Genomic DNA, 19,618 nt, shown 5'->3' on the forward strand with positions numbered 1-19,618 from the left:
CGGGCCATGGATGGCCCGTCGCGGCGGCCCGCGGAGTAATGCCGGAGTGAGGGAACGCCGAGCCACAGCGAGGCGCCGACAGGCGGGGCAGAGCGTTTTGGTTACTTTTGCGCTTTTCAAAAGTGACCCGCTGTAAGAGCGGAACCAATAGCAGCCGTTACCGCAGGAATGGATATGTACACGGTAAACGCCAACCCAAGGGGTCACTCATGTTCAACAAAATCCTCATAGCCAACCGTGGCGAAATCGCCTGCCGCATCCAGCGCACCGCCCAATCCCTGGGCTACCGCACCGTAGCGATCTACAGCGAAGCCGACGCCGACGCCCTGCACGTCCAGATGGCCGACGAAGCCATCAACATCGGCCCCGCCCCGGTCACCCAGTCCTACCTGAACATCGAAGCCATCCTCAACGCAGCCCACCGCACCGGCGCCGACGCCATCCACCCCGGCTACGGCTTCCTCTCCGAAAACCCCGACTTCGCCCGAGCCTGCGCAAACGCCGGCCTCACCTTCATCGGCCCCAGCCCCGAAGCCATCAACCTGATGGGCAGCAAACGCCTCTCAAAAATCGCCATGCTCAACGCCGGCGTCCCCTGCATCAAGGGCTACCAAGGCCCCGACCAGGACGACCCAACCCTGCAACAACAAGCCACCCACATCGGCTACCCACTGATGATCAAGGCCAGCGCCGGCGGCGGCGGCCGCGGCATGCGCCTGGTACACAACCCCGACGCCCTGCTGGAACACCTGCGCACCGCCCGCTCCGAAGCACAAAACGCCTTCGGCAGCGCCGAACTCATCCTCGAACAAGCCCTGATCGCCCCCCGCCACGTCGAAATCCAACTGTTCGGCGACACCCACGGCAACCTGATCTACCTCGGCGAACGCGACTGCTCGGTCCAGCGCCGCCATCAAAAAGTCATCGAAGAAGCCCCCTGCCCCGTCATGACCCCCAAGCTGCGCCAAGCCATGGGCGAAGCCGCCCTCAAGGCCGCGCGCGCCGTCAATTACGTCGGCGCCGGCACGGTGGAGTTCCTGCTCGACCGCGACGGCAATTTCTACTTCCTGGAGATGAACACCCGCCTGCAGGTCGAACACCCGGTCACCGAACTGATCACCGGCCTCGACCTCGTCGCCTGGCAACTGCACATCGCCGCCGGCCAACCTTTGCCCCTGAGTCAGGAACAAGTGACCCTCACCGGTCACGCCATGGAAGTGCGCCTGTACGCCGAAGACCCGGCCCAGGGCTTCCTCCCGCAAACCGGCGACGTACTGCGCTGGGACCCGGCGCCAGGTGTGCGCATCGATCATGGCGTGCTGGAAGGCCAGCGCATCACCCCGTTCTACGACTCGATGCTGGGCAAGATCATCGCCCACGGCGCCACCCGCGAAGAGGCCCGGCGCAAGCTGGTCAGGGCCGTGGAAGACTGCGTGCTGCTCGGCGTGCCCACCAACCAGCGCCTGCTGGCCAGCCTGCTCAAGCATCCACACTTCATCGCCGGCGATTTCAGCACCGGCTTTATTGCCGAACACTTCAGCGACATCCCGCGTACCCACGCGACCAACGAAGAGCTGGCCCTGGCCGCCGCGCTGTTTTACCAACACAGCGCCAGCGCTCACACCCAGCCATTATCCGGCTGGCGCAACAACGCCAGCGTACCCTGGACCTGGCAATTGGCCGAACACGACGAGCCCCGGACCATCAGCCTCAGTGTGCTGGCGGACAATTGCCTGCAAGTCGAGATTGATCAGCACGCCATCGAAATACGCGACCTCTCCACCGACGGACGCTGGGCCACCGCCGTTCTCAACGGCATTCGCCGTCGCATTGCCTACCACCTGCAAGGCACCCGGCTCTGGTTGCCCGGCGTGTGCATCAATGATCGAACCCAAACCGTCGCCACCCGCCAGGCCGAGGCCGGCAACGGCACGGTCAAGGCGCCGATGGATGGGGCAATTGTCGAAGTACGGGTCAGCGAAGGCGATTCGGTCAGCAAGGGCCAGCTGTTGCTGGTGCTGGAAGCGATGAAAATGGAGCACCCACTCAAGGCCGGCATGAGTGGCGTGGTCAAGCGAATCCAGGCGGTTGCAGGCGATCAGGTCAGGAACCGTCAGATTTTGCTGGAGATCGAGTAAGCCCTGGGCGGAACTAGCAGGCTTGGCTACGCTCTATCCCCATCAGGACGGGAAGAGTACGGGAACCTGCGATGCCTCATTGGCTGATTATTGATCTTGAAGCCACAACGGATGAAGGCGGCTGGCCCGTGACCGAGATGGAAATCATCGAAATCGGTGTGAGCCTGGTCAACCGCCAGGGCCGTGAACTGGACCATTTCCAGCGTTTCGTGCGGCCATTGCGCAGGCCGCTGCTGACGCCGTTCTGCCGCCAGTTGACCCACATCACCCAGGCGAATATCGACGCTGCCGCGCCGTTGATTGAGGTGTGGCCGCTGTTCGAACGCTGGCTTGGCCAGCACCAGGCACGCCTGGAAGGCTGGGCGAGCTGGGGTGACTACGACCGCCAGCAACTGGAACTGGAGTGGCAGCGCCATGGCTTGAGCAGCGTGCTGGGCCAGACGCCCCACGTGAACCTCAAGCAACGCTTCGCCAAGGCCCGGCGCCTGGACAAGCCGCTGGGGCTCAACGGCGCGCTGCAACTGGCCGGCATGCAGTTCCACGGCCAACAGCATCGGGCGCTGGAAGATGCACGCAATACCGCACGGCTGCTGCCGTTGATTTTGCCCGTGTAGAAGGCATACTGGCCGACCTTTCTTGACCCTTTTCCGAGGATTCGCCCATGTTTAAAGTCAACGAGTACTTCGACGGCACCGTCAAGTCGATCGCTTTCGGCACTGCAGAAGGTCCGGCGACCATCGGCGTCATGGCCCCGGGTGAATACGAGTTCGGCACTGCCCAGCGTGAAATCATGCACGTGGTATCGGGCGCACTGACCGTCAAGCTGCCAGACAGCAGCGACTGGGAAACCTTCGCCGCCGGCAGCCAGTTCAACGTGCCAGCCAACAGCAAGTTCCAGCTGAAGGTGGCGGTCGACACCGCCTACCTGTGCGAATACCGCGGCTAAACGTTCGATAGCCGAAAAAAATGCCCGTCTCGCGAGAGACGGGCATTTTTCATTTCAGGGCTGCTTACTCCAGGATCGTCACCGGCATGCCGACTTCCAGGCGGCCCACCCCATCGTTGACCAGGTTCTGCCCGAACATCACATCGCCCTCTTGCTCGCGGTAGGTCTTGAGCGTGGCCAGCGGTTCGCGGTCGGCACTGCGCTCGCCACTCGCCGGGTCGATGGTGGTGAGGATGCAGCGTGAGCAGGACTTGACCACGCGAAACTCCACATCACCGATCCGTATCCGCTTCCAGCCGTCTTCGGCAAAGGCTTCGCTGCCCTCGATCACCAGGTTGGGGCGAAAACGCAGCATCTCCATGGGCCGACCGATACGCTGGGACAGGTCATCCAGGGACGCCTGGCCGATCAGCAGCAACGGAAAGCCATCGGCAAACGCGACCTTGTCATCATCCTTGCCGTAGCCGGCCTCGGTCGTGCGCGCACGGGACAGCGGCACTTGCACCAGCCGCGTGGGTTTGCCGATGAATTCGCTGAGCCAGGCGCCTGCCTCGTCACCGGCATCCGGCACGCGCAAGGTGTCACGCCAGATGGTCACGCCGCGCAACTCGGCATCGCTGCCGGGTAGTGGCACGTCAAGCGCAGGTTGGCCCTCGGCGCTCAAGGTCAGGCCACCGGCGCTGTTCCACAGCGCCGAGAGCTGGCTCATCCTGGCCACGGCGCGCTGGGTCAGGAAACGCCCGCTGGCCTCGTCCACCAACATCCAGCGTCGATCCCCGTCGAGCCCGAGTGTGTCCAGGCCGATCTGCTGCAAGGATTCACCCTTGCCGGACTTCAAGGGGTATCGGTACAACGCGCTGAGACGAAGCATGGGCCTGCATTCCTGAGGGACAAAGCCGTCACCCTAAGCTCAAGCCGGGACTTCGTCCAGCATCAGGCGCTGACGTACCACGTCCACCAACTTGTCGGGCTGGAACTTGGAGAGGAAGTTGTCGCAACCGACCTTCTTCACCATCGAGTCGTTGAAGCTGCCGGACAACGACGTATGCAGCACCACGTACAGGCTGCGCAGGCGCGGGTCGTTGCGAATCTCGGTGGTCAGGCGGTAGCCGTCCATCTCGGGCATTTCGGCGTCGGTGAAGATCATCAACAGCTTGTCGGTCATCACCTGGCCACTGTCGGCCCAGGCCTTGAGCATGTTCAGTGCCTTGAGGCCGTCGCTGGCAATGTGCATCTTCACCCCCAACTGTCCGAGGGTGTCACGCAGTTGCGAGAGGGCGACGTTGGAGTCGTCCACCAGCAGCACTTCGCGGCCGCGGGCGCGTTCCAGCACCGGGTCTTCAAGTTTCTCGCGGGAAACCTTGGCGTTGTAGGGCACGATTTCGGCGAGGACTTTTTCCACGTCGATGATTTCCACCAACTGGTCATCGACCTTGCTGATGGCCGTCAGGTAATGCTGGCGCCCGGCACTTGCCGGCGGCGGCAGGATCGCCTCCCAGTTCATGTTGACGATGCGGTCGACGCCGCCCACCAGGAACGCCTGCACCGAGCGGTTGTACTCGGTGACGATAATGGTGCTGTTGGGGCCCGGAATCAGCGGACGCATGCCAATCGCCTGGGACAGGTCGATCACCGGCAACGTCTGCCCACGCAGGTTGACCACGCCGCAGACAAACGGGTGGCGCTGGGGCATCAGGGTCAACTTGGGCAGTTGCAGCACTTCCTGCACCTTGAACACGTTGATCGCGAACAGCTGCCGCCCGGCCAGGCGAAACATGAGGATCTCCAGGCGATTCTCACCCACCAATTGTGTGCGTTGATCTACCGTGTCGAGAATGCCGGCCATTAAAGACTCCTGGGGTTTAGCGGATGGATAGTGCTGGTCACTGAAGCAGGTTATCGGCGGCAAACGCCGGACCTTGACCCCCCACTAAAATGCCATGCAAATCCATTGATGTCACACTGACATCATGCTTTACTGAACCCGCTTCAGCGCAAGGCCCATCACCACCGCCGCGTGACCGCAAAGTCTGCGCGAGGTTCCGCTATGTAAGGGATTCCCCTATCCACAATCAGGACCAACCTGATATTCGCGATATCTAATAGCCATTAATGTGACGCCATTCTCATTGCATGAATGGAGTCAGGCTTTTGTTTGCTATCGCAAGCCCACGGCCAACGGATCATCCAGTGACTTATGTACTGGCACCCAAAGAAGTTGTGCGAATGTCCCTGGAAATTGTGGGGTACTCGGGCGACGGCCGTCATTCAAATAAATTTCCTACTGAAAAGTCGGAACTGGCCTACAGATATTCGTCATATTTCAGCGGTAGTTTTACGCCATTCAACCGGTGCAACATCTCATCATCCGATCGTATGTTCTGGAGACTTGTGTGATGAACGACGGCAAAGAGTGGCAACTTGCACTTCCCGAGTTCCTCCTCGAAGCGGAAATGTTGCTGGCCAAGTCTGAAGAATGCTTGAGCCACCTGCATTTGATCCGCAACGACAGTGACGCGATCGACTGCATGAAAACCAACCTGATCAAGCTCGCGGAAAAATCCGAAGCCCTGGCCCTGAGGGCGATCAGCGAGTTCTCACGGCATATCCAGTACCTGATCAGCAACGCCGCCAGCCCCCTGCAACTGCATGACGAAGCACTTGATGCACTGCACAACTGCCTCACCCTGCTGGCCTGGCAACTGGAGTTGATCGATACAAAAACCGGCAAGCTCGGCCTGGATGAAACGGAACAAACCGTGTTGATCGCCACCGTTGTCCAACACATCCCCCAAAGCGATTTCGGCTATAAGCAACAACACAGGCCTTACGCTATTTGAGGCTTCTTCGCATTCAAGCGACAAAAAATGTCGCATTCAATTGCCTGATTATCTAAAAACGACACCACAACTATTTATGCATCACGACGTCGTTAGCAGAAAAATATCAATAAGCCACTAACGACAATACTGATACAAAACAACTTCAATGATACAACTTCCCCACTCGTTGAACTCCGGGACTACCTTCCGGGACGCTGCCGTGATTAATACGCCTCATCCCGCTCGGCGCCAGGCGACCAACGGTAATAGTGGTGGTACCATGCCCCGCTCGAAGTGACTCAACTTCATGATGCATATAAACGTGAAATGCGCCTCCTATGTACGCCAGCCTGAAGTCACTCATCGCAAGGTCCGTGTCCCGAAGCAATGCACGCTGGATAACCCTCGCGCTATGCCTGTGCGCGTGCCTGCTCAGCCTGTGGGCTTATGCACACTCGGCCGATCTTCCCCTGGCGCTGTTGTCAGTGAACCTGGCCACCCTGCTGGTGGTGGGCTTGCAACAGTGGCGCTCACGCAAGTCCATCAAGTTCCAGCCCCAGGAGTTGGCCGACCGCCTGTTGCAGGTCCAGGAAAACGAACGTCATCGCCTCAGCCGCGAACTGCACGACGATATCGGCCAACTGTTGACCGCCGCCAAGCTGCAAAGTGAATGGCTCAAGCGCCGTCTTCCGGAAAACCTGCAGGGCCACTGTGCGGTGCTGTGCAACACCCTCAACGAAACCCTGGCCAAGGTGCAGGACGTGTCGGCCATCCTCAACCCCCGGCAACTGGCGAGCCTGGGCCTTGAGGCGAGCCTGCGGGCGCATCTGCTCAAGACCCTGGAAAACACCCGGGTAAGCTGGAGCCTGGAATGCCATCAACGGCTGACCGGCATCCCGGAAGAGATGGCTGTTGCCGCCTTTCGCATTACCCAGGAAGCCGTCACCAACATGCTGCGCCATGCCCAGGCACGTAACCTGCTGGTACGCCTGCAACGCCTGCCCGAAGGCCTGTCACTGTTTATCAGCGATGACGGCCAGGGCTTTTCGCCCGCCATCAACCCCGCCCAGGAAGGCCAGCGGGGCATGGCCGGGATGTCCGAGCGGATTGATCAACTGGGAGGCACATTGTCGGTCAATAGCCAGCCAGGCTCCGGGACGAGGATCGAAGCGCTTTTCCCCTGGGCGCCCCGCGCCCTCGAACGGGCCAACCCCCATAAGGTTCTAGAGTGACGTGCAACTTACTCCTGGTGGATGACCACTCCCTGATCAGGGCCGGCGTGCGTGCGCTGGTCATGGATATTCCCGGCTACGCGGTGATCGGTGAAGCGAGCGACGGCGCGCAGTTGCTGGAGCGGTTTGACGCGCTGCAACCCGACATCGTGCTGCTTGACCTGTCGATGAAGCACACCGGCGGGCTCGATGCATTGAAAGACCTCAAGCGCGCCTACCCGAAGAGCAAGGTGCTGATCCTGTCGATGCACACCGACCCGGAGCTGATCATGTGCGCGCTGGAGTCCGGCGCCCATGGCTACCTGCTCAAGGACACCACGGCCAATGAGCTGGAGCACGCGCTGCTGGCGTTGCGCAACAACGAACGCTACCTCAGCCCGGCGATCGCCCATACGGTGATCAACCAGGCGCTGATCCGCAATCAGGCCCAGGTCAACCCGCCGCCCCACAGCCACAACCTGACGGCACGCCAGTTGGAAATCCTGCGCTTGATCGTGCGCGGCAAGTCCACCCGTGAAATCGCCAATGGCCTGGGTCTGAGCATCAAGACCGTGGAAGCCCACCGCTCGCAGATCATGAAGCGCCTGCAGATTTTCGACGTGGCGGGCCTGGTGCTGTTCGCAGTGCGCGAACAGATCATCAGCCTTGACGATTAGTCAGCAACGGTGAGTCCTCCGGCAGATGCACCCGCAGTGCCTGGGGCAAGGCCGAGAAGTGCAAGTCGTCACCCTGGAGAGGTTCACCGTCGAGGTTGATCGCCAGCCCTTCGGCGACCTTGATTTCGACCCACGGCAAGCGCGCCCGCACAAACATATTGTCCAGGCCCCAGCCGTCCGTCATCAGGTTGCGCAGGGTGCCGACCACTTCCTGCGGCGCCGGCAAGATGCTGATATCCAACAAACCATCATCGGCCAGGGCGCCGGGGCACAGCACGTGGCCACCACCGGCCTGGCGCCCGTTGCCGATGCCCAGGGCCAGCAGCTCGCCGCGCCAGTGAAAGTCAGGGCCCTGCAATTCACCGTAGGCCGCGCGCAACTCGCTGAAGCGTGACAGGCCGGTAAACAGATACGCCGCGCCACCGAGGACTTTCTTCAAGTCTTCGGAGGTGTTGGCGGTGACCTGGCTGCCAAAACCACCGGTGGCCATATTCAGGAAGATCTGCCCGCCGACTTCGCCCAGGTCGATGGCACGGGCCGGTACATCCAGCAGGTCCAGGGCCTGCTCGGGCTCCAGCGGCACACCGGCGGCGCGGGCAAAATCGTTGGCGGTACCGAGGGGCATCAGCACCAGGCTGGCCTCGGTCTTGGCCCGGGCCATGGCCTCGGCCACATCCCGCAGGGTGCCGTCACCGCCGCCGGCAATCAGCCGCGTGTAGCCATCGGCAAGGGCCTGATCGACAAACCGCTGGGCATCGCCACCCTCCCACGTCACCCGTACGGCCAGGTCCCAGCCCTGCTCGCGCTTGCCCTGCACCGCCGCCCGCACCTGCTCGTTGAGGGCTTGCTTGCCGTGCAGAATCAACAGTGCCTTGGGTGTGCTCATGGATGAATGCTCCTGGGTTTAAGGTTCCTGAGGGATGTTGACCGTGGCCAATCGAAAAAAAGCCATCGGATTTAGAAATTAACCGGGGTTTGTAGCGTTTCTGACACGGATCAACTCGCACTTGGCGAAATCGACCTAGACTTATACCTATTCCCACCCGACAAGGCCGTCGCACCATGATCACCATGTCCGCCTTCCACTCCATGCTTATCCCCATCCTGACCGGCATGATCCTCCTGGCCATCGGCTTCAACTTCCGCGACAAACCCATCGGTGTGTTCGGCATGTGGATCGGCATGCTGCTGATCCTCGGCACCGTGGTTTACAAGATCCTCGCCAAACTCGCCGAATGACAATCTCACTCGCATTGCACATGACGGCCTCGTACACTCGGTCAATTCGTCGTTTTTAAGGTTGACCGCCTCGTGCTTGCCCGTCTGTTTGCCCTGCCCTGTTGCCTGCTTTTCTGCCTGCTGACCCTGCTGCCCATGGCGCCTGCCCACGCCGTGAGCCTGCCGGGGCTGCTGGGCAGCAACACCAAAACCCAGCCGCAAGCCGACGTCCCGTTGGGCCAGTCCCTGGACGAGGTGATCAAGACCCTGGAAAACGACCAGCAGCGCACCAAGCTGCTGAGCGACCTGAAAAAGCTTCGTGAGACCACGCAAAAGGCCCAGCCCGCCGCCGAACTGGGTGTACTCGGTTTGATCGGCGGTACGCTGTCGAGCCTGGAGCAACAATTCTCCGGTGCCGACAGCCCGCTCAATCGCTGGTCCAACGAATTTGACCAGGCCAAGGATGAACTCACCGCACTGATGCTGCCGGCCAGCGAATGGCTGCCGATCATCTTTGCCTTTGCCATGATCCTGATGCTCTGGAGCCTGCTGGCCGCGATCCTGATCTGGCTCAGCCACCGGGTGCGCGAGCGCTTCGGCCTGACCGAAGAACTGCCGCAACACCCCAAGACCTGGGACCTGCTGCGCTTTGCCCTGCGCAAGCTCGGCCCGTGGCTGATCGCGTTGGTGATCACCGTCTACATGAGTTACGCACTGCCCTCGTCCCTCGGCAAATCCCTGGCAATGGTGCTGGCCTATGCGCTGGTGGTGGGCACCTGCTTCTCGGCGATCTGCGTGGTCGCGTTTTCCGTACTCGACGGCCCGCACCGTCACCGCGCGTTGTACATCCTGCGCCACCAGGCCTTCCGGCCGTTATGGCTGATCGGCAGCTTTGCCGCCTTTGGCGAAGCCGTCAGCGACCCGCGCCTGGCCGAGAGTCTGGGCCAGCACCTGTCCCATGTCGCCGCGACCATCGCCAATGTCATGGCCGCGCTGTCCACCGGTGTGTTCATCCTGCGATTCCGCCGGCCGATTGCGCACCTGATCCGCAACCAGCCGCTGTCCCGCCGCCTGACCCGCCGCGCCCTGAGTGACACCATCGAAATCGTCGGCACCTTCTGGTACCTGCCGGCGTTGCTGCTGGTGGGCATCTCGCTGTTCGCCACCTTCGTCTCCGCCGGCGACACCAGCACCGCCCTGCGCCAGTCGTTGTTGTGCACGGTGTTGCTGGTGCTGTGCATGGTGATCAACGGCCTGGTGCGCCGTCATTCACTCAAGCCGCAGCGTGGGCACAAGCGCCATGCGCTGTACTCCGAGCGCCTGAAAAGCTTCGTCTACACCCTCGCCCACCTGGTGGTGTGGCTGGTGTTTATCGAACTCGGCCTGCGGGTCTGGGGCCTGTCGCTGATCCGTTTTACCGAAGGCGACGGGCATGAAATCAGCGTCAAGCTGTTCGGCCTTGCCGGCACATTGCTGTTTGCCTGGCTGATCTGGATCCTCAGCGACACCGCGATCCACCACGCCCTCACCCGCTCGCGCAAAGGCCTGGCCAATGCGCGTGCGCAGACGATGATGCCGTTGATTCGCAACGTGCTGTTCGTGACCATCTTCATCATTGCCGCCATCGTCGCCCTGGCGAACATGGGCATGAACGTCACGCCGCTGCTGGCGGGTGCCGGTGTGATCGGCCTGGCCATCGGTTTTGGTGCACAGTCGCTGGTGGCGGATTTGATCACCGGCCTGTTCATCATTATCGAAGACTCCCTGGCAATTGATGACTACGTGGATGTCGGCGGCCACCTGGGGACGGTCGAAGGGTTGACCATCCGTACCGTGCGCCTGCGGGACATCGACGGCATCGTGCATACGATCCCGTTCAGTGAAATCAAAAGCATCAAGAACTACTCCCGGGAGTTCGGCTACGCGATCTTCCGGGTGGCGATTCCCTACAACATGGAAATCGACGACGCCATCAAGCTGATGCGCGACGTCGGGCAGAAGATGCGCAACGACCCGTTGCAGCGGCGCAATATCTGGTCGCCGCTGGAGATTCAGGGTGTAGAAAGTTTCGAGTCCGGCAGTGCGATTCTTCGCGCCCGCTTCAAGACCGCGCCGATCAAGCAGTGGGAGGTTTCGCGGGCGTTCAACCTGTCGCTCAAGCGTCACCTCGACGAAGCCGGGCTGGACCTGGCCACCCCACGCTTGAGCGTGCAAGTGGTGACAGCGGCGGGAGGCGTGCAAGAGAAAGAATAAGCGCTGCCCGGACGACGTCAGGATCAACAACAATAATCATGGAGAGTCCTTATGCGTTTGACCGGTCTTACACACCAATGGGTATTCGGCCTGCTGTGCGGTGTCGCCAGCAGCGCGGTCATCGCCGCCAACAGCGGCCAGGACAGTGCCCGCGAAACCATCGCCGCCCAGGCCAAAGTACTGGAACCGGCCTTGCTGGAAACCCGGCGCGACATCCACGCCCATCCTGAACTGGGCAATACCGAACATCGCACCGCGGAGCTGGTGGCCAAGCAACTGCGGGAGATGGGGCTGGAGGTCAAGACTGGCGTGGCGCGCACGGGCGTTGTCGCCATCCTCAAGGGCGCCCTGCCCGGCCCGACCGTGGCCTTGCGCGCCGACATGGATGCGCTGCCGGTCAAGGAAGTCTCCGGCCTGCCCTTCGCCTCGAAGGCCAAGGGTGTGTACCTCGATAAAGAAGTCGACGTGATGCACGCCTGCGGCCACGACGCCCACACCGCCATCCTGCTGAGCACAGCGAAAATCCTTACAGGTATGCGCGATCGCCTGCCTGGGACCGTGGTGTTTTATTTCCAGCCGGCTGAAGAAGGCCCGAGCGACTTTATCCCCGACGGTAAAAACACTTGGGGCGCGAAGATGATGGTGCAGGAAGGGCTGATGAAATCGCCCAAGCCGGATGCCGTTTTTGGGCTGCATGTGTGGGCCGGGGTGCCTGCGGGGCAGATTGCGTATCGGCCGGGGCCGACGCTGGCGAGCTCGGATGACCTGCGGATCAAGATCCTGGGCAAGCAGACCCATGCGGGGCGGCCGTGGGATGGGATTGATCCGATTACTGTCGGGGCGCAGGCCATCGTTGGGTTGCAGACGGTGGTGAGCCGGCGTACCGACATTTCTTCGTTTCCGGCGGTGGTGAGTATTGGCACCATCAACGGAGGGACGCGGTACAACATCATTCCCGAGTCGGTGGACATGAGTGGGACCATTCGCTCCTACGACTATGGCATTCGCCAGAAGCTGCATGCGGATGTGCGGCAGACCGTCGAGAAGATTGCCGAGAGTGGTGGGGCGAAGGCTGAGGTGACGATCATTGAGAAGTACGACCCGACCATCAACAACCCGGCGCTGACCGAAAAGATGCTGCCGAGTTTGCGTTGGGCGGCGAATGGCGACGTAGTGAATGCCCCGTTGGTGGGTGGGGCTGAGGACTTCTCGTTTTATGCCAAGGAAGCGCCAGGGTTGTTTGTGTTTCTGGGGGTGACGCCGAGGGATCAGGACATGAGCAAGGCGGCGCCGAATCATAATCCGGGGTTCTTTGTGGATGAGTCGGCGTTGGTGGTTGGGGTTCGGACGCTGGCTTCGTTGGCGACGGATTATTTGTATGCCAATGCGGGGGATTGAGGGTATATCCGTTATTCAGGTAACGGCCGCCTAGGGTTCCGCTCTTGCCCCACCACTCTGCACCTCGCTCGGGCTTAAGTGTGGTGAAGCAACAGCAAACCCAAAGGCGGACACGATCCAAATGTGGGAGCGGGCTTGCTCGCGAAGGTCGTTAACGATGACGTGGGTATCCTGACTCAACGCGGCGCCCTCAGGTTTTTCGCGAGCAAGCCCGCTCCCACATACAGCGGCTCTGCTTTTGCTCTAACACTCGGGTCATCGGCGTAAAGCCCTGTGCTTAACTTGGGGCTGGGCCGGCATTCCGGCTGTTCAAAAGTGAGCCGCTGTGAGAGCGGAACCAAAAGCCGTCGTGACCTAGATAACGGATACACACAGGCAAAACGTCAAACCACATCCACCCCCACATGAATCGCATCATGCCGCCAAAACTCCAGATCACAATCAATCAACCGCTCATGCTGATCATAATTAACCCGAGCAATCCGCAACCCCGGGCTCCCCACCGACACCCTCAACGCCGCCGCAGCCTCAACCTGCAATGACGTCGGCACAATCTCAAACCGCACCCGCCCGTAGTGCAAGTCATACACCCGCGCATACAACTCCGTAATCGACTGATTCAAATCACACTCCAGAATCCCCGGAAAATACTGCGGGTTCAGATAGTGCTCCACATACAACACCAACCGCCCATCAATCCTGCGCCCCCGGCAAATCTGAATCACGCTGGACAACGCCGGCAACTGCAACCACGCACACACCGCCGCCGAAGCCGGCTGCAACCGCGCCGAAATCACCTCGGTCGACGGCACCCGACCCTGGGCACTCACCATCGCGTGAAAATGACTGCGCTGCATCAGGTTATAGGCAAGCCTGGGCGGTGACACAAACCACCCCCGCCGCTCCTCGCGATAAATCTGCCCTTGGGCCTCAAGTTGTAACAAGGCTTCCCGCACCGTAATGCGGGTGGTACCAAACAACTCGCTGAGCTTGCGCTCGGCCGGCAGCTTACTGGCAGGCGCCAACAAGCCATGGTCGATCTGCTCTTGCAGCGCCAGGCCAATGGTTGTCACCGCCTTGGTTGCCTCATCACGCATCAACGTTACCTATCTGGACTAGACCAGCACTATTCAGGTGCACAAAACGCCCTCTAAACGCGCCTCTGCTGTTGCGTGCAAGCCTAGGCATTGCACATGACCGACAGATGACAGCGCCTCGCGACGTCCTGCCACAAGACCTGCAATACATCGGCCAAGTCCAAGTCTTCCGGGCGGTTGGGCATGGTCTACGCTTACCCGGTGATCCCCCGTCCAGGCCAACAAAAAACGACATCGACATGAAACTGTCATCCGCCACGCCTAAATTGGCTCGTGTATTGCTGACCTAGACCAACACCACCGCAAACGTCGATAAAAACGCAGCGTTGAAAACGCCCAAAGGAGCTTCGGATGAAACAGCTTTTCCTGGCATCACTGTTAGGCTCGACCATTGCCATGTGCACCGCCGCCATGGCCGCTGATACCGATCTAAAAACCCTGGAAGCCGCCGCGAAAGCGGAAGGCGCCGTCAACAGCGTCGGCATGCCCGATGACTGGGCCAACTGGAAAGGCACCTGGGACGACCTGGCCAAGACCTACGGCCTCAAGCACATCGACACCGACATGAGCTCCGCCCAGGAAGTCGCCAAGTTTGCGGCAGAGAAAGACAACGCCAGCGCCGACATCGGCGACGTGGGTGCAGCCTTCGGCCCGATCGCGGTGAAACAGGGCGTTACCCAACCGTACAAACCGACCACCTGGGCACAAGTCCCGGATTGGGCGAAAGACAAGGACGGTAACTGGGCCCTGGCCTACACCGGCACCATCGCCTTTATCGTCAACAAAAAGCTGTTGCACGGCTCCGAAGCTCCGAAAAGCTGGGCTGACCTGAAGACCGGCAAATACAAGGTTTCCATCGGTGACGTGAGCACCGCCGCCCAGGCGGCCAACGGCGTACTCGCCGCCGCACTGGCCAACGGTGGCGACGAGAAGAACATTCAGCCGGCGCTGCTGATGTTCGCCGACATCGCCAAGCAAGGCCGCCTGTCGCTGGCCAACCCAACCATCGCCACCATGGAAAAAGGCGAAGTGGAAGTGGGCGTGGTCTGGGACTTCAACGGCCTGAGCTACAAGGCCAAGATGGCCAACCCGGATGACTACGTGGTGCTGATCCCATCGGACGGCTCGGTGATTTCCGGCTACACCACCATCATCAACAAATACGCCAAGCACCCGAACGCCGCCAAGCTGACCCGCGAATACATCTTCAGCGACGCCGGCCAGACCAACCTGGCGCGTGGCAATGCGCGGCCGATCCGTGCCGAGCACCTGACCTTGCCAGCCGACGTACAGGCCAAGCTGCTGCCTAACGAGCAGTACAAGAACGTCACGCCGATCAAGGACGCCGACGCTTGGGAGAAGACCTCCAAGGCACTGCCGCAGAAGTGGCAGGAAGAAGTCATCATCAATATGCAATAAGGCTTAACACGCCTGTTCAAGTGGAACGCGGTCAGTGTGGGAGCTGGCTTGCCTTCGATAGCGGTATGACATTCAGCAGCATTGTCGACTGACACACCGCTATCGTAGGCAAGCCAGCTCCCACATTTGATCGGTGTTCCAACCGAAAAACCGAGTCAAGCCTATTTGTTGCGGAGCCCCAGCCCCTATGAAGCACAACGTCATCCTTGTCGTGCTCGACGGCCTGAATTACGAGGTTGCCCGACACGCCATGGGGCACTTGCAGGCCTATGTCGGCGCAGGACGCGCAGCACTGTACAAACTGGAATGTGAACTGCCGGCCCTGTCCCGGCCACTGTACGAATGCATCCTCACCGGCGTACCGCCGATCGAGAGCGGCATCGTCCACAACAACGTTTCGCGCCTGTCCAACCAGCGCAGTATTTTCCATTACGCCACCGACGCCGGTTTATCCACGGCGGCGGCGGCGTATCACTGGGTCAGCGAGTTGTATAACCGCTCGCCCTTTATCGCCGCCCGGGATCGGCATACCAGCGACTCGGCCCTGGCGATCCAGCACGGGCATTTCTACTGGAATGACCATTACCCGGACTCGCACCTGTTTGCCGACGCCGAAAGCCTGCGCCTCAAACACGCGCCGAATTTCCTGGTGGTGCACCCGATGAACATCGACGATGCCGGCCACAAGCACGGCCTCGACACCCCGCAATACCGCAACAGCGCGCGCTCGGCCGACATCATCCTCGCCGACTACCTGCAAGGCTGGCTCGACGCCGGTTACCAGGTACTGGTGACGGCCGACCACGGCATGAACAACGACCGCTCCCACAACGGCCTGCTGCCGGAAGAACGGGAAGTGCCGCTGTTTGTGCTGGGTGATGCCTTCAGCCTCGACACCCACGCCACGCCCAAACAAACCGAGCTGTGCGGCACCGTCTGCGAGCTGTTGGGTGTACCCCACGACAAACCTGTATGCCGGGAGCTGTTGAAGTGAATTCAGTGATCCGCGGCAAATGGCTGGCCGCCTTGTGCCTGGTGCCCTTCGCGCTGTTTTTTATCGTGTTCGAGATCGCTCCGCTGTTCTGGGTGCTGGTCAGCAGCCTGCAATCGGAAGAGTTTGGCTGGGGCCTGGCCAACTTCAGCAAGATCGCCAATTCGAAATTCTACCTGCAGGCAATCCAGTACAGCCTGGAGATCAGTTTCTACTCCAGTGTGTTCGGGATCGTCATTGCCGTGCTGGGCAGTTACTCGCTGCGTCGGGTGGATGGCCGGCTGCGCAATTTCGTGACCGCCTTCGCCAACATGACCAGCAACTTCTCCGGTGTACCCCTGGCCTTCGCCTTCATCATCCTGCTGGGGTTCAACGGCAGCATCACCATCATGCTCAAGCAGGCCGGGATCATTCAGGACTTCAACCTGTATTCCAAGACCGGGTTGATCATCCTTTATACCTATTTCCAGATTCCCCTCGGCGTACTGCTGCTCTACCCGGCCTTTGACGCGTTGCGCGAAGACTGGCGCGAGTCCGCTTCGTTGCTCGGCGCGGATGGCTGGCAATACTGGCGGCATATCGGCTTGCCGGTGCTGACCCCGGCACTGCTGGGCACCTTCGTGATTCTGCTGGCCAACGCCTTGGGCGCCTACGCCACGGTGTACGCGCTGACCACCGGCAACTTCAACGTGCTGCCGATCCGCATCGCGGCGATGGTCTCCGGCGATATTTCCCTGGACCCGAACATGGCCAGTGCCCTGGCCGTGGTGCTGGTAGCGCTGATGACGGTGGTGACCGTAGTCCATCAACTGCTGCTCAAGAGGAGCTACCATGTCTCGCGCTGAACCTGGCTCGGCCGCCCTCTACCATCGCGTAGTGGTGTACCTGTTGCTTGCTGTCCTGGTGCTGCCATTGCTCGGCACCCTGGTCTACTCCATCGCCAGCAGTTGGTCGGCGACCATCCTGCCATCCGGCTTTACCTTTAAATGGTATATCCAACTGTGGAGTGACCCGCGCTTCCTGAATGCCTTCGGCCAGTCGCTGCTGGTGTGCGTTGGCGCGCTGATCTTGTCGGTGGTGCTGATCCTGCCGCTGCTGTTTGTGGTGCATTACCACTTTCCGAAACTCGACGCGCTGATGAACATTTTGATCCTGCTGCCCTTCGCAGTGCCGCCGGTGGTGTCGTCGGTGGGGCTGTTGCAGCTCTACGGCTCGGGGCCATTTGCGATGGTGGGTACGCCGTGGATCCTGATCGGTTGCTACTTCACCGTGGCGCTGCCGTTCATGTACCGGGCGATCACCAACAACCTGCAAGCGATCAACCTGCGGGACCTGATGGACGCCGCCCAACTGCTCGGTGCCAGCACCTTCCAGGCGGCGTTCCTGGTGGTGCTGCCGAACCTGCGCAAGGGCTTGATGGTGGCATTGCTGCTGTCGTTCTCGTTCCTGTTCGGCGAGTTCGTGTTCGCCAACATCCTGGTGGGCACCCGCTACGAAACCCTGCAGGTGTACCTCAACAATATGCGTAACAGCAGCGGCCACTTCACCAGTGCCCTGGTGATCTCCTATTTCTTCTTCGTGCTGGTGCTGACCTGGGCCGCCAACATCTTGAACAAGGACAAAAGCCAATGAGCTTCGTCAGCGTCCAACACCTGCAAAAAGGCTACGCCGGTACGCCGGTATTCAGTGACATCAACTGCGAAATCGCCAAGGGCGAATTCGTCACCCTGCTTGGCCCGTCGGGCTGCGGCAAGTCGACCCTGCTGCGCTGCATCGCCGGCCTGACCTCGGTGGACAGCGGGAAAATCCTACTGGATGGCCAGGACATCGTCCCGCTGAGCCCACAGAAACGGCATATCGGCATGGTGTTCCAGAGCTACGCGCTGTTCCCCAACATGACGGTGGAACAGAACGTCGCCTTCGGCCTGCGCATGCAGAAGGTCAATGCCGACGACAGCCACAAACGCGTGCAGGAAGTGTTGCAACTGGTGGAGCTGAAAGAACTCGCCGGCCGCTACCCGCACCAGATGTCCGGCGGCCAGTGCCAGCGCGTGGCCCTCGCCCGCTCGCTGGTGACGCGCCCGCGCCTGCTGTTGCTCGACGAGCCGTTGTCGGCCCTCGATGCACGGATTCGCAAGCACCTGCGCGAACAGATTCGCCAGATCCAGCGCGAGCTGGGCCTGACCACCATCTTCGTGACCCATGATCAGGAAGAAGCCCTGACCATGTCCGACCGGATCTTCCTGATGAACCAGGGCAAGATCGTGCAGAGCGGCGATGCCGAGACCCTCTACACCGCGCCGGTGGATGTGTTCGCCGCGGGCTTTATCGGCAACTACAACCTGCTTGATGCCGACAAGGCCAGCAAACTGTTGCAGCGTCCGATCACCGGGCGCATCGCCATTCGCCCGGAGGCCATTGAGCTCAGCCGCAGCGGTGAGCTGGATGCGTTGGTGCGCAGCCACAGCCTGTTGGGCAACGTGATTCGCTACCGCATCGAAGCCCGGGGCGTGGAATTGGTGGTGGATGTGCTTAACCGCTCGGCTGACGATCTGCACCCGGATGGTCAGAGATTGGCACTTTCCATCGACCCAAGTGCGTTGTGTGAAGTAGCCTGACGCACGATTTATTTGAGAGAGCGTGACAGATGGCATTGGTAATTTTTGATCTGGACGACACCCTGATCCACGGCGACTGCGCCACCCTGTGGAGCGAGCAAATGGGCCGCCTGGGCTGGGTGGATGGTGAGTCGTTCATGCGCAAGAACGACGAACTGATGGCGGCCTACAGCCGCGGTGAGCTGGCCATGGAGGATTTCATGGACTTCAGCCTGGAGCCGATGATTGGCCGCACGCCGGAAGAGATCGAGCACCTTGTAGAGCCGTGGGTGGAAGACGTTATCGAGCCGCTGATCTACAGCGAAGCCACCCGTACCATTGCGCAGCACCGCAAGAATGGTGACCGGATTTTGGTGATCTCGGCGTCGGGGACGCACCTGGTCAAGCCGATTGCGGCGCGTATCGGCATTGATGAAGTGCTGGGGATTGAGCTGGACGTCGCCCATGGGGTGTACAGCGGCAAGACCACAGGTGTACTGACTTACCGCGAAGGCAAGATCACTCGCCTGATGGAATGGCTGGAGCAGGAAGGTGAGCACCTTGATGGGGCGTACTTCTACTCGGATTCGCGCAATGATTTGCCGCTGTTGCTGAAGGTGGAGAACCCGCAGGTGGTGAATCCGGACCCGGTGCTGCGGGCGCATGCTGAGAAGGCTGGGTGGCCGATTCATCATTGGGTGTGACGTTTTGTGCTGGTTTGAGGTGGGTACATATCCGTTATTTAGGTAACGGCCACCTATGGTTTCGCTCTTACAGCGAGTCACTTTGCAAAAGCGGCAAAGTAACCAAAGCGCTCTGCCCCGCCTGTCGGCGCCTCGCTGTGGCTCGGC

At 60.7% G+C, this 19,618-nt stretch carries 18 protein-coding genes and 1 pseudogene; 15 read left to right on the top strand and 4 right to left on the bottom strand.

Features of this window, described 5'->3' with window-relative positions; genetic code table 11:
* The first annotated feature begins 209 nt into the window (after positions 1 to 209).
* The 3 genes from ACIOMR_RS29485 to ACIOMR_RS29495 all read left to right on the top strand — a co-directional run bounded on the left by ACIOMR_RS29485 (position 210) and on the right by ACIOMR_RS29495 (position 3,084).
* Positions 210 to 2,138, top strand: a complete 1,929-nt coding sequence (locus ACIOMR_RS29485) for an acetyl/propionyl/methylcrotonyl-CoA carboxylase subunit alpha (protein WP_401197927.1) — start codon at positions 210 to 212, stop codon at positions 2,136 to 2,138.
* 71 nt (positions 2,139 to 2,209) lie between these two features.
* Positions 2,210 to 2,752: an exonuclease domain-containing protein gene (locus tag ACIOMR_RS29490; RefSeq protein ID WP_003219774.1), complete on the top strand. Its 543-nt coding sequence runs from the start codon at positions 2,210 to 2,212 to the stop codon at positions 2,750 to 2,752.
* Between the two features lie 47 nt (positions 2,753 to 2,799).
* On the top strand, positions 2,800 to 3,084 hold the full coding sequence (locus ACIOMR_RS29495; RefSeq protein ID WP_003226701.1) for a pyrimidine/purine nucleoside phosphorylase: 285 nt from the start codon (positions 2,800 to 2,802) through the stop codon (positions 3,082 to 3,084).
* Positions 3,085 to 3,148: 64 nt separating this feature from the next.
* Here the strand turns inward: ACIOMR_RS29495 and ACIOMR_RS29500 are convergent, their stop codons facing one another.
* The gene (locus ACIOMR_RS29500; protein WP_003219772.1) at positions 3,149 to 3,955 is read right to left on the bottom strand and encodes an MOSC domain-containing protein; all 807 of its coding nucleotides are present in this window, start codon (positions 3,953 to 3,955) and stop codon (positions 3,149 to 3,151) included.
* A gap of 39 nt (positions 3,956 to 3,994) precedes the next feature.
* The gene (locus ACIOMR_RS29505; protein ID WP_008430676.1) at positions 3,995 to 4,930 is read right to left on the bottom strand and encodes a chemotaxis protein CheV; all 936 of its coding nucleotides are present in this window, start codon (positions 4,928 to 4,930) and stop codon (positions 3,995 to 3,997) included.
* A 550-nt stretch (positions 4,931 to 5,480) separates the two neighbouring features.
* On the opposite strand from ACIOMR_RS29505, the gene ACIOMR_RS29510 reads away from it, so the two are divergent.
* The 3 genes from ACIOMR_RS29510 (at position 5,481) to ACIOMR_RS29520 (ending at position 7,794) form a co-directional block, all read left to right on the top strand.
* Complete coding sequence (locus ACIOMR_RS29510) at positions 5,481 to 5,924, top strand: hypothetical protein (RefSeq protein ID WP_003219767.1); 444 nt, start codon at positions 5,481 to 5,483, stop codon at positions 5,922 to 5,924.
* A gap of 320 nt (positions 5,925 to 6,244) precedes the next feature.
* The gene (locus ACIOMR_RS29515) at positions 6,245 to 7,138 is read left to right on the top strand and encodes a sensor histidine kinase (RefSeq protein ID WP_003219766.1); all 894 of its coding nucleotides are present in this window, start codon (positions 6,245 to 6,247) and stop codon (positions 7,136 to 7,138) included.
* Positions 7,135 to 7,794: a response regulator transcription factor gene (locus tag ACIOMR_RS29520; RefSeq protein ID WP_003219763.1), complete on the top strand. Its 660-nt coding sequence runs from the start codon at positions 7,135 to 7,137 to the stop codon at positions 7,792 to 7,794. Before ACIOMR_RS29515 ends, ACIOMR_RS29520 begins: the two co-directional genes overlap by 4 nt.
* Here the strand turns inward: ACIOMR_RS29520 and yegS are convergent.
* Positions 7,756 to 8,680 (bottom strand): annotated as a pseudogene (yegS, locus tag ACIOMR_RS29525) (lipid kinase YegS); the annotation flags it as partial. The gene ACIOMR_RS29520 and the pseudogene yegS sit on opposite strands and share 39 nt — an antisense overlap.
* A gap of 176 nt (positions 8,681 to 8,856) precedes the next feature.
* On the opposite strand from yegS, the gene ACIOMR_RS29530 reads away from it, so the two are divergent.
* The 3 genes from ACIOMR_RS29530 to ACIOMR_RS29540 all read left to right on the top strand — a co-directional run bounded on the left by ACIOMR_RS29530 (position 8,857) and on the right by ACIOMR_RS29540 (position 12,663).
* The gene (locus ACIOMR_RS29530) at positions 8,857 to 9,033 is read left to right on the top strand and encodes a hypothetical protein (protein ID WP_003219760.1); all 177 of its coding nucleotides are present in this window, start codon (positions 8,857 to 8,859) and stop codon (positions 9,031 to 9,033) included.
* Positions 9,034 to 9,105: 72 nt separating this feature from the next.
* On the top strand, positions 9,106 to 11,265 hold the full coding sequence (locus tag ACIOMR_RS29535) for a mechanosensitive ion channel family protein (protein WP_003219758.1): 2,160 nt from the start codon (positions 9,106 to 9,108) through the stop codon (positions 11,263 to 11,265).
* 51 nt (positions 11,266 to 11,316) lie between these two features.
* A complete protein-coding gene (locus ACIOMR_RS29540) occupies positions 11,317 to 12,663 on the top strand; it encodes an amidohydrolase (protein ID WP_177037280.1) in 1,347 nt (448 codons plus the stop codon).
* Between the two features lie 383 nt (positions 12,664 to 13,046).
* Here the strand turns inward: ACIOMR_RS29540 and ACIOMR_RS29545 are convergent, their stop codons facing one another.
* Positions 13,047 to 13,760 (bottom strand): UTRA domain-containing protein, encoded by a 714-nt coding sequence (locus tag ACIOMR_RS29545; RefSeq protein WP_010166446.1) that lies wholly within the window; start codon positions 13,758 to 13,760, stop codon positions 13,047 to 13,049.
* Positions 13,761 to 14,111: 351 nt separating this feature from the next.
* On the opposite strand from ACIOMR_RS29545, the gene ACIOMR_RS29550 reads away from it, so the two are divergent.
* The 6 genes from ACIOMR_RS29550 (at position 14,112) to ACIOMR_RS29575 (ending at position 19,471) form a co-directional block, all read left to right on the top strand.
* Entirely contained in the window at positions 14,112 to 15,179 is a 1,068-nt protein-coding gene (locus ACIOMR_RS29550; protein WP_177123287.1) for an ABC transporter substrate-binding protein, read from the top strand.
* A 187-nt stretch (positions 15,180 to 15,366) separates the two neighbouring features.
* Positions 15,367 to 16,173 carry an alkaline phosphatase family protein gene (locus ACIOMR_RS29555; RefSeq protein ID WP_003219750.1) on the top strand — a complete coding sequence of 269 codons (807 nt, stop codon included), beginning with the start codon at positions 15,367 to 15,369 and terminating at the stop codon, positions 16,171 to 16,173.
* A complete protein-coding gene (locus ACIOMR_RS29560) occupies positions 16,170 to 17,015 on the top strand; it encodes an ABC transporter permease subunit (protein WP_010166442.1) in 846 nt (281 codons plus the stop codon). The genes ACIOMR_RS29555 and ACIOMR_RS29560 overlap by 4 nt, the downstream gene beginning before the upstream one ends.
* Entirely contained in the window at positions 17,002 to 17,802 is an 801-nt protein-coding gene (locus ACIOMR_RS29565) for an ABC transporter permease (protein ID WP_102369616.1), read from the top strand. The genes ACIOMR_RS29560 and ACIOMR_RS29565 overlap by 14 nt, the downstream gene beginning before the upstream one ends.
* Positions 17,799 to 18,788, top strand: coding sequence for an ABC transporter ATP-binding protein (locus ACIOMR_RS29570; protein WP_003219745.1), 990 nt, complete (start codon positions 17,799 to 17,801; stop codon positions 18,786 to 18,788). Before ACIOMR_RS29565 ends, ACIOMR_RS29570 begins: the two co-directional genes overlap by 4 nt.
* 29 nt (positions 18,789 to 18,817) lie before the next feature.
* Positions 18,818 to 19,471, top strand: a complete 654-nt coding sequence (locus tag ACIOMR_RS29575; protein ID WP_003219744.1) for an HAD family phosphatase — start codon at positions 18,818 to 18,820, stop codon at positions 19,469 to 19,471.
* The last annotated feature ends 147 nt before the right edge of the window (positions 19,472 to 19,618 follow it).

Source organism: Pseudomonas sp. NPDC087814, assembly GCF_044742865.1.
Lineage (GTDB): Bacteria > Pseudomonadota > Gammaproteobacteria > Pseudomonadales > Pseudomonadaceae > Aquipseudomonas.